The 15,047-nt window shown below is 45.2% G+C and carries 14 protein-coding genes and 1 tRNA gene; 11 read left to right on the forward strand and 4 right to left on the reverse strand.

Translation table 11 applies throughout. The annotated features are described in order from the left end of the window. Positions 1-49 precede the first annotated feature (49 nt). Positions 50-946 carry a YvcK family protein gene (locus B7360_RS04575; RefSeq protein WP_074191595.1) on the forward strand — a complete coding sequence of 299 codons (897 nt, stop codon included), beginning with the start codon at positions 50-52 and terminating at the stop codon, positions 944-946. 112 nt (positions 947-1,058) lie between these two features. Here B7360_RS04575 and luxU read toward each other — a convergent pair whose 3' ends face one another. From luxU to uvrB, 3 genes are all read right to left on the reverse strand, one after another. Next, positions 1,059-1,403 carry a quorum-sensing phosphorelay protein LuxU gene (gene luxU, locus B7360_RS04580; RefSeq protein ID WP_012841577.1) on the reverse strand — a complete coding sequence of 115 codons (345 nt, stop codon included), beginning with the start codon at positions 1,401-1,403 and terminating at the stop codon, positions 1,059-1,061. Further along, complete coding sequence (gene luxO / locus B7360_RS04585) at positions 1,400-2,806, reverse strand: quorum-sensing sigma-54 dependent transcriptional regulator LuxO (RefSeq protein WP_005396653.1); 1,407 nt, start codon at positions 2,804-2,806, stop codon at positions 1,400-1,402. The genes luxU and luxO overlap by 4 nt, the downstream gene beginning before the upstream one ends. A gap of 294 nt (positions 2,807-3,100) precedes the next feature. Further along, on the reverse strand, positions 3,101-5,131 hold the full coding sequence (gene uvrB / locus B7360_RS04590) for an excinuclease ABC subunit UvrB (protein ID WP_085342817.1): 2,031 nt from the start codon (positions 5,129-5,131) through the stop codon (positions 3,101-3,103). Between the two features lie 559 nt (positions 5,132-5,690). On the opposite strand from uvrB, the gene B7360_RS04600 reads away from it, so the two are divergent. The 10 genes from B7360_RS04600 to B7360_RS04645 all read left to right on the forward strand — a co-directional run bounded on the left by B7360_RS04600 (position 5,691) and on the right by B7360_RS04645 (position 14,036). After that, positions 5,691-5,766: transfer RNA gene (locus tag B7360_RS04600), tRNA-Asn, on the forward strand. Between the two features lie 328 nt (positions 5,767-6,094). Next, a complete protein-coding gene (gene rsxA, locus B7360_RS04605; RefSeq protein ID WP_085342818.1) occupies positions 6,095-6,673 on the forward strand; it encodes an electron transport complex subunit RsxA in 579 nt (192 codons plus the stop codon). Between the two features lie 3 nt (positions 6,674-6,676). Continuing rightward, complete coding sequence (rsxB, locus tag B7360_RS04610) at positions 6,677-7,273, forward strand: electron transport complex subunit RsxB (protein ID WP_012841575.1); 597 nt, start codon at positions 6,677-6,679, stop codon at positions 7,271-7,273. Between the two features lie 8 nt (positions 7,274-7,281). Next, positions 7,282-9,918, forward strand: coding sequence for an electron transport complex subunit RsxC (gene rsxC / locus B7360_RS04615; RefSeq protein WP_085342819.1), 2,637 nt, complete (start codon positions 7,282-7,284; stop codon positions 9,916-9,918). After that, positions 9,918-10,964, forward strand: coding sequence for an electron transport complex subunit RsxD (gene rsxD / locus B7360_RS04620; RefSeq protein WP_012841573.1), 1,047 nt, complete (start codon positions 9,918-9,920; stop codon positions 10,962-10,964). Before rsxC ends, rsxD begins: the two co-directional genes overlap by 1 nt. Before the next feature lie 7 nt (positions 10,965-10,971). Beyond that, positions 10,972-11,604 (forward strand): electron transport complex subunit RsxG, encoded by a 633-nt coding sequence (gene rsxG, locus B7360_RS04625; RefSeq protein WP_006743364.1) that lies wholly within the window; start codon positions 10,972-10,974, stop codon positions 11,602-11,604. After that, positions 11,604-12,296 carry an electron transport complex subunit E gene (locus B7360_RS04630; RefSeq protein ID WP_005396543.1) on the forward strand — a complete coding sequence of 231 codons (693 nt, stop codon included), beginning with the start codon at positions 11,604-11,606 and terminating at the stop codon, positions 12,294-12,296. Before rsxG ends, B7360_RS04630 begins: the two co-directional genes overlap by 1 nt. 64 nt (positions 12,297-12,360) lie before the next feature. Further along, complete coding sequence (gene nth / locus B7360_RS04635; RefSeq protein WP_005396542.1) at positions 12,361-13,002, forward strand: endonuclease III; 642 nt, start codon at positions 12,361-12,363, stop codon at positions 13,000-13,002. 32 nt (positions 13,003-13,034) lie between these two features. Then, positions 13,035-13,451, forward strand: a complete 417-nt coding sequence (gene gloA, locus B7360_RS04640; protein WP_005380739.1) for a lactoylglutathione lyase — start codon at positions 13,035-13,037, stop codon at positions 13,449-13,451. A 150-nt stretch (positions 13,452-13,601) separates the two neighbouring features. Continuing rightward, complete coding sequence (locus tag B7360_RS04645; protein WP_005384886.1) at positions 13,602-14,036, forward strand: DUF2753 domain-containing protein; 435 nt, start codon at positions 13,602-13,604, stop codon at positions 14,034-14,036. Positions 14,037-14,156: 120 nt separating this feature from the next. On the opposite strand, the gene B7360_RS04650 is transcribed toward B7360_RS04645, so the two are convergent. Beyond that, complete coding sequence (locus B7360_RS04650; protein WP_012841571.1) at positions 14,157-15,038, reverse strand: OmpA family protein; 882 nt, start codon at positions 15,036-15,038, stop codon at positions 14,157-14,159. Between the last annotated feature and the right edge of the window lie 9 nt (positions 15,039-15,047).

The raw sequence follows: 15,047 nt of genomic DNA on the forward strand, positions 1-15,047 counted from the left end.
CCTTGAGATAAATTGTAGCCGTTTTTTACAAGATTATTAGAAGAACGTAATGAATATCTACACGGATAAAAAAGTGGTCGCTGTTGGCGGTGGTCATGGCTTAGGTCGAATGTTGGCCGCACTACGGGATTTTGGCGGCAATGCAACTGGCATTGTCGCCACAACAGACAATGGTGGCTCAACAGGAAGAATTCGTCACTGCCAAGGTGGAATCGCCTGGGGCGACACACGGAACTGCATTAATCAGCTGATCACAGAGCCGTCGATCAGTTCAATGATGTTTGAATATCGCTTCAAAGGTACTGGCGAGCTTGATGGTCATAACCTCGGTAACTTGATGCTTACGGCGCTCGATAACTTATCGGTCAGACCGTTAGATGCCATCAATCTGATTCGAAACATGTTAAAAGTCGACGTTAACATTCTTCCTATGTCTGAACACCCTTCCGATCTTTCCGCGTTATCTGTGGATGGGAAGTGGGTCACGGGAGAAACGAATGTAGACGAGATGAACACCGATTTACGCCGTCTCGATCTATCACCAGAAGTTCCTGCAACTAAAGAAGCAGTGACTGCACTGGCAGAAGCAGACGCTATTATTCTTGGTCCTGGCAGCTTTTTAACCAGCATCATGCCTCCTTTGCTGTTGCCTGAGCTCGGCAAAGCCATTGCCGCCAATGAGAAAGCAAAAGTCATTTTCGTTGCCAACTTGAGCCCGGAGTACGGCCCAGCCGGACGAATGACCATGGCACAAAAATTAGAATGGTGTGAGCGTGCCTGCCAAGGTAGGAAGATAGACGTGGTTCTAGCAGAGGAAACCGAGCAAGAAGTCTTGAGCCAGTGGAATGTAGTGACGGAATCGTTAGCTTCGTCGAACCGAGATTGGCGTCACGACCGAGATAAACTCAAGCTCGCTATTGAAAGCCAGCTAAGGCTTTCGATTTAAAAAAACGCCCTCTAAAGCTAGGGGATAGCTTCAAGTTTACTCGCTGTCAACAATGAAAAAACCCTTCACGTACGTGAAGGGTTTTGTGTAAGAGCCTCATCAGAACAATGCATTACTGCTGCCAATCACGATAAGCGTCGCGTGTTTCGTGCAAAAGATCGAACATCGTTTTTAACTCGTCTGACTCTTCAGCTAACTCACCTGCTTTGGCTTTTTTATCTATCGACATCGCCAATTGACAAAGACGGTCTGCTCCAAAGCTCGCTGCACTGCTTTTTAACGCGTGACTGATTTCTTTGAGGTAACGCAATCTCTCTGTCCCTTGAAACTGAGATAAATTCTCTATGTAGGTATCCATCTCCCCTAAGAAAATATCGAGTAAAACAGGAACATTATCACTGCCAATCTCCATCGACAGTTCATCGATTTTTTGCTGATTTAATACATTCACACTCATACTTTTTGCCGCTCTTCCTTGCCATTCCAAGCCTGTAACTTGCGGTAAATCGTCGACGGACTGACATCAAGGTATCCCGCCGCTCGGGGGATATTGCCATCACACGCTTCAATCGCTTGCTCTATCGCCATTTTTTCTGTCATCCACAACGGCATAATCTCAGACGCAGTCATCACTTTCGGCTCAATGAATTTCGCCACAGAAGACGGACGGTCAAGCGGTTGATTCAGCGGTGGCGGTAACATATCCAACGTGATTTCTTTACCGTTGTTTAGAACAACGATATTGCGCAGCACGTTTTGTAACTGACGAACGTTGCCTGGCCACTCATAGCTATTAAATCGATCGATTACATCAGGCGCAAAACGCACGAAGCTTTTTCCTTCTTCGTGCGACATATAGCCTAACAGTGAGTATGCAATTTCAATGACATCTTCACCTCGTTCACGTAAAGGTGGCAAATGCAAAGGAATGACATACAAACGATAGTACAAATCTTCACGGAATCGACCTTCTTGTACCTCTTTCCATGGGTCACGGTTAGTTGCACAAACAAAGCGAACATCCACGCTCTTCATTTTTGAAGAGCCCACTTTTTGGAACGTGCCGGTTTGAATAAATCGTAGCAATTTGGTTTGCAAATCTAAGTCCATCTCACACAGTTCATCAAGGAAAAGTGTGCCACCATCCGCTAATTCCGCTGCACCCTGACGATCATTTGCGGCGCCGGTAAAAGCACCTTTCACGTGACCAAACAGTTCACTCTCAATCAAATCTTTTGGAATTGCAGCACAGTTAATCGCAATAAAAGGCTTGTCACCACGCTTGCTTGCCGCATGGATTGCCTCGGCGCATACCTCTTTACCCGTACCACTTTCACCAGTGATGAAGATGCTCGCTTTACTGCTCGCTGCTGAATCAATCGTACGGTAGACCTGTTGCATAGTTTGGCTGCTGCCAATAAAGCCTTGATAACTTTGATTACCCGGGTTATCAGCCTCGTTTTTTAACTTAGTCGCTTTACGAATCGCATTGTTAACCGTGACACGTAAGCGGTCAGCTTCACACGGTTTGATCAAAAAGTCTTGAGAGCCATGACGCATTGCTTCTACCGCGGTATCGATAGAACCGTGAGCGGTCATAAAAATAATAGGTACGTCTGGATGACTCTTTTTAACAGCGTGTAAAACGTCCATCCCCGTCATATCTGGCAGACGAAGATCGAGCAGAATAAGATCTGGAATTCTATGGTTGAGACTTTCAATGGCATCCCTACCTGTACCGACAATATTGATATCTATACCAAGTGGTGTCAGGTATGAGCGGTACAGTGCCGCAACAGATGCGGTATCCTCAACCATTAAAAGGTAACGAGATTTAGGACCTTCAGATTTTTGTTGCATAACCTAGCTAATATTTTGTTGTGTTTTAAACAATAATCGCATTACGCTTTGCATTTTGCAAATAACATTAGCTAAATTATGGGTAAAAGAAAGGATTCAAAAATAATATCAATTATTTAAAAAATGGCATAAACCATGCTGATAGTTTAGTGACCCCTCGGGTCACCTAGCCAACTGACGTTGTTAGTGAACGTGATGTTCACAAAACAAGCCAATAGACCCGACTGCCTATTGGCTTCTTTTTTTTGCAAGCAATCTAAAACACTTGGCTAAGCTAGATCATTAAGCTTATTTTTAACTATTTGCGATGAACTGCGCTCTTAGTTTTTCAATCTCGTCACGCTTTTGCGCCGCCAATTCAAACTCTAAATCTTGCGCGTGCTGATACATTGCCGCCTCAAGTCGACTGATTTCTTTTTCCAACTGCTGAGGAGACATGACCTCGTATGTTTGCGAAGGCTCCGCCACTTTCGACAACGGTACCTGTTTAGTATTACGCTGACGTTTAGACTTGGTAATATCGCCCAATTCCATAATATCTTTGATATTTCGTTTGAGCGCTTGCGGCGAAATACCTATTTCTTCGTTGTACGCTTTCTGCTTCTCGCGGCGGCGGTTGGTTTCATCCATCGCCTTTTTCATGGAGTTGGTGATTCGGTCAGCATACAAGATCGCCTTACCTTCAAGATTTCGCGCAGCACGACCAATGGTCTGAATCAGTGAACGCTCGGAGCGCAAGAAGCCCTCTTTATCTGCATCCAATATTGCAACCAGCGAAACTTCAGGCATGTCCAAGCCTTCTCGTAGCAAGTTAATTCCCACCAGCACGTCAAACTCGCCAAGACGAAGATCGCGGATGATCTCCACACGTTCTACGGTATCAATATCTGAGTGTAAGTAACGTACCCTAACATCATGTTCGTGCAAGTACTCAGTGAGATCTTCGGCCATCCGTTTGGTCAATGTTGTCACTAGAACTCGCTCATCTTTAGCAGAACGGAGACGAATTTCAGACAACAAGTCGTCTACTTGGGTCGCTACTGGGCGAACTTCCAATTCTGGGTCAAGCAAGCCTGTTGGACGAACAACTTGATCCGCCACATCGCCTGAAGATTTTTCTAGTTCATAATTTCCTGGCGTCGCAGAGACAAAAATCGTCTGCGGTGCTAACGCTTCAAACTCTTCAAACTTGAGGGGACGATTATCTAACGCAGAAGGTAAGCGAAAACCAAACTCTACCAGCGTTTCTTTACGAGAGCGGTCACCTTTATACATGGCACCAATCTGCGGCACCGTCACGTGGGATTCATCGATGATCAACAAACCGTCATGAGGCAAGTAATCAAACAATGTCGGTGGCGGCTCGCCTTCCGAGCGTCCGCTGAGATAGCGAGAATAGTTTTCGATACCTGAGCAAAAACCTAACTCATTCATCATCTCGATATCGAATTGAGTCCGCTGGCTAATACGCTGTTCTTCCAGTAGCTTGTTGTTGTCTAGAAGCTGTTTTTTGCGTACTTCTAATTCAACCTTAATATTTTCGATCGCTTCAAGAATGCGATCTCTTGGTGTCACGTAGTGCGTCTTAGGGTAAATAGTGTAGCGTGGTAAATCTCGCTGTTTCACCACACCAGTCAATGGATCAAAAACACTGATGCAGTCAATTTCATCATCAAACATTTCGACACGAACTGCGTCTTGGTCAGATTCCGCTGGAAAGATATCAATCACTTCGCCACGAACCCGAAACTGTCCTCGCTCAAATGCCACGTCATTTCTCGAATATTGTAGCTCTGCCAAACGTCGTAGCATGTCCCGTTGATCAATCACGTCACCACGACGTAAATGCAACATCATTTGCAAGTAAGATTCTGGGTCACCCAAACCATAGATAGCAGAAACAGACGCAACGATAATCGCGTCTTTACGTTCCAATAGTGCTTTCGTTGCGGAAAGGCGCATTTGCTCTATGTGAGCGTTAACCGATGCGTCTTTTTCAATGAAAGTATCCGTCGTCGGGACATAAGCTTCAGGCTGGTAGTAATCGTAGTAGGAAACAAAGTACTCCACCGCATTATTGGGAAAGAATGATTTCATCTCGCCATATAATTGCGCTGCGAGCGTTTTGTTTGGCGCAAGTAATATTGCAGGTCGCTGGGCTTGAGCGATAACATTCGCTAGTGTGAACGTTTTACCCGATCCCGTTACCCCCAATAGTGTTTGATGTGCCAGTCCAGCATCGAGCCCCTCAAGCAGCTGCTTGATCGCTCCCGGCTGGTCACCCGATGGCTGATAATCGGAGACCAATTCATAGACTTTACTCATACCCTTCCTCAACTTTACTGCGCTTTGGCTGTATATATATACACCTTAGCCAATGAAATCTACGTCTATCGAAAATTTACCCACCATTGTTAATAAATTTTCTTGTTTGTCTAGAATGCTGTAGCCATACAAAACCGACTCTGATATAGTACTTCGCCCTAGCTGAAGAGCCACACCCATTCTTCACATTGCAATTTCCACAACTTTTCCCCAAAAATTGGCCTAAACACTCTTTATCCCCAAAAGCTAGATTTTTATCCACCTTGAATACATTTTGCTTAACATCAATAAATCTATGTTTTAATTGCATATTCTCTGTATAACTCTGATTAAAAATTCACTAAATAAAAACCAGGTTGCATATAAAAGATCTTTACTCAGATCTCATCAACATAGTTATCCACAAAATTAGTGGATAAGTAACCTCACCCCTTTACTGACAAGCAGTACAGAAAAGTAAAGCCCTTCCCCCAATATTTTTTGCTAAAAATGTATTTTTTTACTGTTGACAGTAGTTTGGCTGCTCGGTAAGATTCGTTCCGCTTTCAAGCAAAGCAATTCCTCCTTAGCTCAGTTGGTAGAGCGACGGACTGTTAATCCGCAGGTCGCTGGTTCGAGCCCAGCAGGAGGAGCCAAATTCCAGAAAAGTCGTGTCGCAAGACACGGCTTTTTTCGTTTTGAAATAAAAAACTTCTTTCACCATCAATATCTCAAGTGACGACTTAAAATTACTCGCTAAATGTCATTCCCGCCTTCTGAGCAAAAGATTCTTTGAGGAAAGACAGCACAAGCGTCTTTGTAAAATCCATTCAGCAAGCTGTTCAATTTCTTATTGATTCATCAAAATACCTCACATAGACGACTATTTTTCCATCGTGTATGTAAAACCACATCGTTCACTGGTTGTTATTGGTGTCACAAAACACGATAATATCAAGATCGGATTTTAAGAACGTAATAACTATGACCGAATATGTTTTGTTGTTGGTCGGCACTGTGCTGGTGAACAACTTTGTACTGGTGAAGTTTTTGGGCCTCTGTCCTTTTATGGGTGTGTCCAAAAAACTGGAAACAGCAATAGGTATGGGCTTAGCGACAACTTTTGTGCTAACGCTCGCGTCAGTGTGTGCGTATTTAGTGGAAAGCTACATTCTTCGTCCACTGGGTATTGAGTACCTTCGAACCATGAGTTTTATTTTGGTGATAGCCGTTGTGGTGCAGTTCACCGAAATGATTGTGCACAAAACAAGTCCAACACTTTATCGCTTGCTTGGTATTTTCTTACCGCTGATCACTACAAACTGCGCGGTATTAGGCGTCGCGCTTCTTAATATTAATGAGAACCATAACTTTATCGAATCGATTATCTACGGCTTCGGCGCCGCTGTTGGTTTCTCATTGGTGTTGATACTTTTTGCATCCATGCGTGAGCGCATAGCTGCCGCCGACGTACCAGTGCCTTTTAAAGGTGCATCGATTGCAATGATTACAGCGGGTTTAATGTCACTAGCCTTTATGGGCTTTACAGGTTTGGTGAAGTAAACAATGAGTACGATTTTAATTGCGATCATCGCGTTAGCGGTTCTTGCTGCGATTTTCGGCGCGATACTTGGTTTTGCTTCTATTCGCTTCAAAGTCGAGGCAGACCCAATTGTGGATCAAATCGACGCAATCTTACCTCAAACTCAATGCGGTCAATGTGGCTATCCTGGTTGCCGCCCTTATGCTGAAGCGATTGCAAATGGCGACCACATCAACAAATGTCCACCTGGCGGTCAGGCAACAATCGAAAAGCTCGCCGACTTAATGGGTGTTGAGCCAGAAGAATCTGCGCACGATCTCGACAACAAAATTCCAACCGTTGCGTTTATCCATGAAGATATGTGCATTGGCTGTACTAAGTGTATTCAAGCGTGTCCAGTGGATGCAATTGTAGGCGGAACCAAAGCGGTTCATACCGTAATTAAAGACGAATGTACGGGGTGTGACTTATGTGTTGCACCATGTCCAACTGATTGTATTGAAATGATTCCTGTGGCAACCACCACGGAAAGCTGGAAGTGGCAACTTAACTCCATTCCAGTACTCAACATTACGGATGCTGCCGACGATGCAGCGAACGTGAAAGATTCAATTAAGTAAGGTTTCGCATGTTGTCTTTGATTGAACAAATTCGTACAGGCTCGCTTTGGGATTTCCCTGGTGGTGTGCATCCGGCAGAAAACAAAAAGCAGTCCAACAAAACTGAGCTCGTTCACGCGGCTATCCCATCAGAAATTGTATTACCGCTAAAACAGCACATTGGTAAGGCTGGTAACTTATTGGTTGCCGAAGGTGACCACGTATTAAAAGGTCAGCCATTAACGCAATCCGAAACTGGTTTTACCGTTCCAGTGCATGCTCCTACATCGGGTACGATCACCGCAATTGAGCCTAGAACCGTTGCTCACCCTTCAGGTCTGAGTGAACTCTGTGCGGTCATTACACCTGATGGTAACGATACATGGTGTGACAGAAAACCCGTCGCGGATTACAAACAAGAAACACCTGACGCACTGATCGATATTATTCGTCTCGCAGGCATTTCAGGTATGGGTGGCGCAGGTTTCCCTACCGCAAAAAAAATCCAATCAGGTTTTGCTCGCACAGAGATTCTTATCGTCAACGCAGCTGAGTGTGAGCCATACATCACATCAGATGACAAGCTCATGCAAGAGCATGCCGAAGAGCTCATCCAAGGTATCGAGATTGTCGAACATATCCTGACACCAAAGCTCACGATTATTGGTATTGAAGATAACAAACCAGAGGCAATCAAAGCGTTAGAAGCTGCGGCTCTAAACAAAGATATCGTCATTCGCGTTATCCCGACTAAATACCCTTCTGGTGGTGAAAAACAGCTGATCAAAATTTTGACCAATAAAGAAGTACCAAGCGGCGCAATCCCAGCCGATATTGGTATTTTGGTTCAAAATGTCGGTTCTCTTTACTCAATCAAACGCGCAATCATCGATGGTGAACCGATGATAAAACGCGTGGTGACTCTCACCGGTAAAACATTCAAACAACCACGCAATGTTTGGGCATTATTAGGTACACCAGTACAGGCGTTATTGGATGAGTTTGGCTATAAAGCCGATAAGAAGTTACAACGTTTAATCATGGGTGGACCAATGATGGGCTTCACCCTTCCCCACTCTCAAGTGCCGATTACCAAGACAGCAAACTGTATCCTTGCTCCGACTCGTCGTGAGATCTCTCCGCACCAACATGAGATGGAATGTATTCGCTGTAGCCAATGTGCTGAAGCTTGCCCTGCTTCACTGCTACCTCAGCAACTGCAATGGCATGCAAAAGCTGAAGAGTATGACAAACTCGAAGAACTAAACTTAAAGGATTGTATCGAGTGCGGTGCTTGTGCGTTTGTGTGTCCAAGTGAAATTCCTCTCGTACAGTATTACCGCCAAGCAAAAGCGGAAATTCGCACCAGAACACAAGAAGCGGAAGCTGCGGAGCGAGCGAAGCTGCGTTTTGAAGAGAAGAAAGCGCGTATGGAACGCGAAAAAGCAGAACGTGAAAATCGCTTTAAGAAAGCAGCCGATCAGCGCCGTAAAGACATGAAATCTTCTGGTGGTGATGATGCGATTGCAGCAGCGATCGCACGAGTGAAAGCTCAGAAGACAGAAACAACAGAAAAAGCAGAGCCAGCCGTTAAACCTGCCGTCGCTGCAGCCATTGCCAAAGCGAAGGCAAAACAGGCCGCAGCCGCTAAAGCAGGCTCTAGTGAACCTGATAACTCAGAAATGGCAAAACTGCGCGAAGAACGCAAACGTCTAGCCCGCGAACGTAAAGCACAAAAAGAGCAAGGCGAAACGCCAGACAACAACGCTGATGATAAGAAATCGGCAGTTGCAGCAGCCATCGCCCGAGCTAAAGCGAAAAAAGCTCAACAAGAAGAATCAACCGAAACAATAGAAGCTCAAGCATCTGCTGAGAAAACCGACGATCCGAAGAAAGCCGCCGTTGCTGCTGCCATTGCACGTGCCAAAGCACGTAAAGCGAAACAAGCAGACTCAACTGAAGCGGAAGAAGCTGAATCACCTGCCGAACAAACCGACGATCCGAAAAAAGCCGCCGTGGCTGCTGCGATTGCACGTGCCAAAGCGCGTAAAGCGAAGCAAGCAGACTCAACTGAAGCGGAAGAAGCTGAAGCACCTGCTGAGCAAACCGACGATCCGAAAAAAGCCGCAGTTGCTGCTGCCATTGCACGCGCTAAGGCTCGTAAAGCGAAACAAGCAGACTCAACTGAAGCGGAAAAAGCTGAAGCACCTGCTGAGCAAGCTGAAGATCCGAAAAAAGCCGCGGTTGCTGCTGCCATTGCGCGAGCCAAAGCGCGTAAAGCTAAGCAAGAAGAACCAGCCGAAACGGTAGAAGCTGAAACGCCTGATGAACAAACTGAAGATCCGAAGAAAGCCGCGGTTGCTGCTGCCATTGCGCGTGCCAAAGCGCGTAAAGCTAAGCAAGAAGAACCAGCCGAAACGGTAGAAGCTGAAACGCCTGCTGAACAAGCTGAAGATCCGAAAAAAGCGGCTGTCGCTGCGGCTATTGCGCGTGCCAAAGCGCGTAAAGCTAAGCAAGAAGAACCAGCCGAAACGTTAGAAGCTGAAACGCCTGCTGAACAAACTGAAGATCCGAAAAAAGCGGCTGTCGCTGCTGCTATTGCGCGCGCGAAGGCTCGCAAAGCGCAGCAAGAAGCTAATAAAAATAATACTGAGGAGAACGAGTAGTGTCGTTTTTTATTGCCAGTTCACCGCATACCCACAGCCGTCGTAGTACACCTGACTTAATGAAATGGGTGGCACTTTGTGCTCTCCCAGGTTTAGCGGCTCAGACCTACTTCTTTGGGTGGGGAACGCTTATTCAGCTGATTTTTGCCATCGCAGTCGCTGTATCACTTGAAGCCTTAGTTATGGTCTTCCGTAAACGTTCGCCGATGCGAGCACTACGTGATAACAGTGCGATCGTTACCGCTTGGTTATTAGCCGTGGCTATCCCACCATGGTCTCCGTGGTGGATTATGGTGATCGGACTTATTTTCGCGATCGTAATCGCTAAACACCTATATGGTGGCCTTGGTCAAAACTTATTCAATCCTGCCATGGTCGCTTATGTGGTTTTGTTGATCTCATTCCCAGTGCAAATGACGAGTTGGAGTGCCCCGACGTCACTCATACCTGATCACGTAAATTTTGCAGATACACTCTCTTTAATTTTTACGGGCTATGATTACGACGGCTTATCGCTTCAGCAAGTTCGAACGGGGGTTGACGGTGTGACAATGGCGACGCCACTTGATGCATTTAAGACCGGCATTCATACAGGTGCAACCCCAAGCGAAGTACTGTCGCAGCCAATATTCGATGGATTAGCTGGCATTGGTTGGCAATGGGTAAATCTTGCCTACTTACTTGGTGGTTTAGTGATGATCAAAAAACGTATCATCCAATGGTATATCCCCGTAGGCTTCCTAGCGAGCCTGACGCTATTTAGCCTCGTGTTCAGCTTGCTGACCCCAGGGGAAACTGCGTCGCCAATCTTCCACTTGTTATCAGGTGCAACCATGCTTGGCGCATTCTTTATTGCAACCGATCCCGTGTCGGCGTCTACCACCGTTAAAGGACGTTTGATCTTTGGCGCGCTTATTGGTGCTTTGGTCTTTATCATTCGCAGTTGGGGCGGCTTCCCTGATGGTGTTGCATTCGCAGTGTTACTTGCAAATATGTGTGTGCCACTGATCGATTACTACACCAAACCTAGAACTTACGGTCACTGAGGTAAACATGTTAACCGCTATTAGAAAAAATGGTCTGACACTTGCGATCTTTGCCTGTGCAACAACCGGATTAGTCGCCTTTACTCAGTACCTAACAAAAGACCAAATCAAGATACAAGAACAACAACAATTGCTTTCTGTTTTGAATCAAGTCATTCCAGAAAACATGCATGACAACGCACTCACGCAAGCCTGCACTATGGTCACGTCACCAGAACTGGGGACATTGCGTGCGATGCCAGCCTACCTCGCCACAAAGAATGGTGAACCGACAGCAATCGCAATAGAATCCATCGCGCCAGATGGCTACAATGGTGAGATAAAAGTTATTACTGGGATTGACAATCAGGGCAATATTTTGGGGACACGCGTCTTAAGCCATCAAGAAACCCCTGGCCTGGGCGACAAAATTGATCTTCGTGTCACCGACTGGATCCTGAGCTTTACGGGCAAACAAGTCACGGAAAGTAACTGGAACTCATGGAAAGTTCGTAAAGATGGTGGTGATTTCGATCAATTTACTGGTGCAACGATCACGCCTAGAGCCGTCGTAAAAGTGGTGCGAAATACCGTTAACTACGTAAACCAATCTCGTGAAGACATTCTTAGCCAGCCTTTGGGCTGTGAAGGAGAGCAGTAATGAGTGAAAATAAATTGCTGATGAAAAACGGTATGTGGAGCAATAACCCTGCTCTCGTACAGCTGCTGGGTCTGTGTCCACTACTAGCGGTTTCTTCCACGATAACCAATGCCTTAGGTCTTGGTATTGCAACCTTATTAGTGCTGGTCGGCTCCAACGTCACGGTTTCTCTTATTCGTAATTACGTACCAAAAGAGATCCGCATTCCTGTGTTCGTGATGATCATTGCCTCTCTCGTTACCTGTGTTCAGTTATTGATGAATGCCTATGCGTATGGTTTATACCTATCTCTTGGTATCTTTATTCCTCTGATTGTAACCAACTGCATCATTATTGGTCGAGCTGAAGCATATGCTTCAAAAAATGATGTTGCGCCTGCAGCATTAGACGGTTTATGGATGGGGCTTGGTATGACAAGCGTTTTGGTCGTGCTAGGTGCCATGCGTGAGTTAATTGGTAATGGCACACTATTCGACGGGGCAGATCTGCTATTAGGAGACTGGGCATCCGCTCTCCGCATTCAAGTTTTCCAATTTGACAACAGCTTTCTGCTAGCGCTTCTTCCACCCGGTGCATTTATCGGTGTTGGTCTGTTGATAGCGCTTAAAAATGTCATAGATAATTCAGTCCAGGCACGTCAACCAAAAGAAGAAAAACCAACCATAGAACGTGCTCGCGTCACCAACGCATAACAAAATAAGGCTCTGTCATAGGAGCCTTTTTCATAAACCGCAGAGACGGTATTGGAAGTCAGCAATGAACAAAATAAAAAGAATCGAAATTCTTGAGCGATTACGAGAAAACAATCCGAATCCTCAAACTGAGCTTAACTGGAGCTCCCCTTTTGAACTGCTAATCGCGGTATTACTATCAGCGCAAGCAACCGATGTAAGTGTCAATAAAGCCACCGACAAGCTTTTCCCTGTCGCTAATACACCGAAAAGTATTCTCGATTTGGGAGTTGATGGCTTAAAAGAATACATAAAGACCATCGGTTTATTTAACTCAAAAGCAGAAAACACTATCAAGACTTGTAAGATCTTGTTGGAAAAACACAATGGTGAAGTTCCTGAAGATCGTGCAGCGTTAGAAGCGCTACCAGGCGTAGGTCGCAAGACCGCAAACGTCGTGCTCAACACCGCTTTTGGTTGGCCAACCATTGCCGTCGATACGCACATTTATCGCGTGTCGAATCGTACTAAGTTTGCAATGGGCAAAACGGTTGATGATGTCGAGCAAAAGCTATTAAAAGTTGTGCCAAAAGAGTTCAAACTCGATGTGCACCACTGGCTCATTCTTCATGGCCGCTACACGTGCTTGGCGAGAAAGCCTCGCTGCGGTAGCTGCATTATTGAAGATTTGTGCGAATATAAAGAGAAAGTATATCCAGATAGCTAACGCTATTTGAAAATCAAAGCTAGGAGCAAAAAATGTCAAATGGTCGAATTCTCCACACTATGCTTCGCGTAGGTGATCTAGACAAATCCATCAAGTTTTACACTGAAGTTATGGGCATGCAGTTGCTTCGTACGAACGAGAATAAAGAGTACGAATACACACTGGCGTTTCTTGGCTACGGTGACGAATCCCAAGGTGCTGTGATCGAGCTAACTTACAACTGGGGTAAAACTGAATATGACCTAGGTACTGCTTTTGGTCATATCGCCATTGGTGTTGATGATATCTACACAACTTGCGACGCTATCAAAGCGGCGGGCGGTAATGTGACGCGTGAACCAGGTCCAGTAAAAGGCGGAAGCACGCACATTGCATTCGTAAAAGACCCAGATGGTTATATGATTGAGCTTATCCAAAACAAGCAAGCTTCAGCTGGTCTTGAAGGCTAAGCGGCACTTCTAATAATCACTTGTACTGCAAGTTGAACATCGATTACAGGCAGGTCTGCGATCTGCCTGTCCTTTTATAAACAAAACACTTTACTTGATAATAATTATCGTTTAGTTTTGTTCGCAACTTCGAGATGCGGGATTACGATAATGATCAGTGAATGGGAAAAACACACACTTCTAGCCGATACGGCACTTCAACTAGATGACCCTGTTCGCAGCATTCTTCATTACCAGCAAGCCCTAAGCCTGAGTGAAGATATTAGCGAATGTGTGGAAATTGAAGCAGACGAGCGATTATTAATTTCTGTGATTTCTTGTCATAACTTAGCTCAGTTCTGGCGTTGGGCCGGAGACACTGACTATGAACTCAAATACCTTCAGCTGGCTTCAGAGAAAGTCTTAACACTCATCCCACAATGCCCAAATAAAGAATGTGCAAGCTTTATCGACTCAATAGGATGTTGCACTAAAGCATTAATAGACTTCATGAAACGTCATCCTAATCCGGCTATTGCCAAACAGGTTGAAAAAATAGATACCGCAACCAATTGCGAAGTCATTGCCAAATTCCGCTTAAACTAACATCCAAATTATACAGCCGGAATCACCGAAAGGTACTTGGCAAAATCCCATTAAAATATTATTAACAACGTCAGTAAATCAAAAACGCCGAAGCTTTGAGCTTCGGCGTTTTTATATGCATTAGACTTGGGTTCGCCCTAGAGATATTACGACTCGGCGGTTTTTGTCTTTTCCTATTGGCGAGCCATTATCTGCAATAGGACGACGCTTGCCGTACCCTTGCACTTGAATTCGATCTTCCGGTAGCCCTAGAGACTGAAAATAATCACGAAGTGACTCTGCACGTCGCTCAGACAAACTTTGGCTCGCACTTTTGCCATCGGTTGAATCGGTGTACGTCGCCACCAGCACGAGATCGATATCTTGATTATGTCGGATATAATCTGCAATTTGTGATAAACGCTTTTTGGAAGCCTTGGTTAACTGATCGCCTTGTCTTTCGTAGTGCAAAATCGTAAAGGCAATGTCTTCAAAACTGTATTTCAATAAATTGGAAATACAGTCGCTAAACGCGTTGTACTTATTTTGAAACAGCACGGATGACAATGCGACTTCAATCCTCTGATCTCGGCTCTGCCAATCCTGATAACTAAAGGTCGGATAACGCCCTTTTTCCAGCTCAGACAAAATGCCCCATGCTGTTTGCCCTCCGACATAACCATCAAACTGTTTAAAAAACTTTAGGTTTGTAATTCGATCGGCGTGTTCACCTGGTCGCCAAGGTGGCGGCATAGAGATGAGACTGACGTTACGTGTTTCTCCCATCGGACGACGCATTTTTAACTCAAAGTCTAAATTGATTTTTTTATTCGCACGAGATGAAAATACCGCATCTCCAAAACTTGGAATAGGGTGAACAAGTTGGCATTCTAACGGTGTGTTGACCACCATTTCCCATTGAGATTGCTGTGGAGTGGCAACATAACGTTTGCCCATCACAGCAAAACTGCTTGTGCTAAACAACGAAAATACAACGCCACTGGTAATCAGCCATTTCTTCATCTAAGTACT

Origin of the sequence: Vibrio sp. ArtGut-C1 (assembly GCF_002105475.1) — a bacterium.
Classification (GTDB): domain Bacteria; phylum Pseudomonadota; class Gammaproteobacteria; order Enterobacterales; family Vibrionaceae; genus Vibrio; species Vibrio diabolicus.

Bases quoted from the DNA above. Each gene is read 5' to 3' on its own strand.
- B7360_RS04575 (WP_074191595.1), top strand. From the start codon at position 50: ATGAATATCTACACGGATAAAAAAGTGGTCGCTGTTGGCGGTGGTCAT.
- luxU (WP_012841577.1), bottom strand. From the start codon at position 1,403: ATGAGTGTGAATGTATTAAATCAGCAAAAAATCGATGAACTGTCGATG.
- luxO (WP_005396653.1), bottom strand. From the start codon at position 2,806: ATGCAACAAAAATCTGAAGGTCCTAAATCTCGTTACCTTTTAATGGTT.
- uvrB (WP_085342817.1), bottom strand. From the start codon at position 5,131: ATGAGTAAAGTCTATGAATTGGTCTCCGATTATCAGCCATCGGGTGAC.
- rsxA (WP_085342818.1), top strand. From the start codon at position 6,095: ATGACCGAATATGTTTTGTTGTTGGTCGGCACTGTGCTGGTGAACAAC.
- rsxB (WP_012841575.1), top strand. From the start codon at position 6,677: ATGAGTACGATTTTAATTGCGATCATCGCGTTAGCGGTTCTTGCTGCG.
- rsxC (WP_085342819.1), top strand. From the start codon at position 7,282: ATGTTGTCTTTGATTGAACAAATTCGTACAGGCTCGCTTTGGGATTTC.
- rsxG (WP_006743364.1), top strand. From the start codon at position 10,972: ATGTTAACCGCTATTAGAAAAAATGGTCTGACACTTGCGATCTTTGCC.
- B7360_RS04630 (WP_005396543.1), top strand. From the start codon at position 11,604: ATGAGTGAAAATAAATTGCTGATGAAAAACGGTATGTGGAGCAATAAC.
- nth (WP_005396542.1), top strand. From the start codon at position 12,361: ATGAACAAAATAAAAAGAATCGAAATTCTTGAGCGATTACGAGAAAAC.
- gloA (WP_005380739.1), top strand. From the start codon at position 13,035: ATGTCAAATGGTCGAATTCTCCACACTATGCTTCGCGTAGGTGATCTA.
- B7360_RS04645 (WP_005384886.1), top strand. From the start codon at position 13,602: ATGATCAGTGAATGGGAAAAACACACACTTCTAGCCGATACGGCACTT.
- B7360_RS04650 (WP_012841571.1), bottom strand. From the start codon at position 15,038: ATGAAGAAATGGCTGATTACCAGTGGCGTTGTATTTTCGTTGTTTAGC.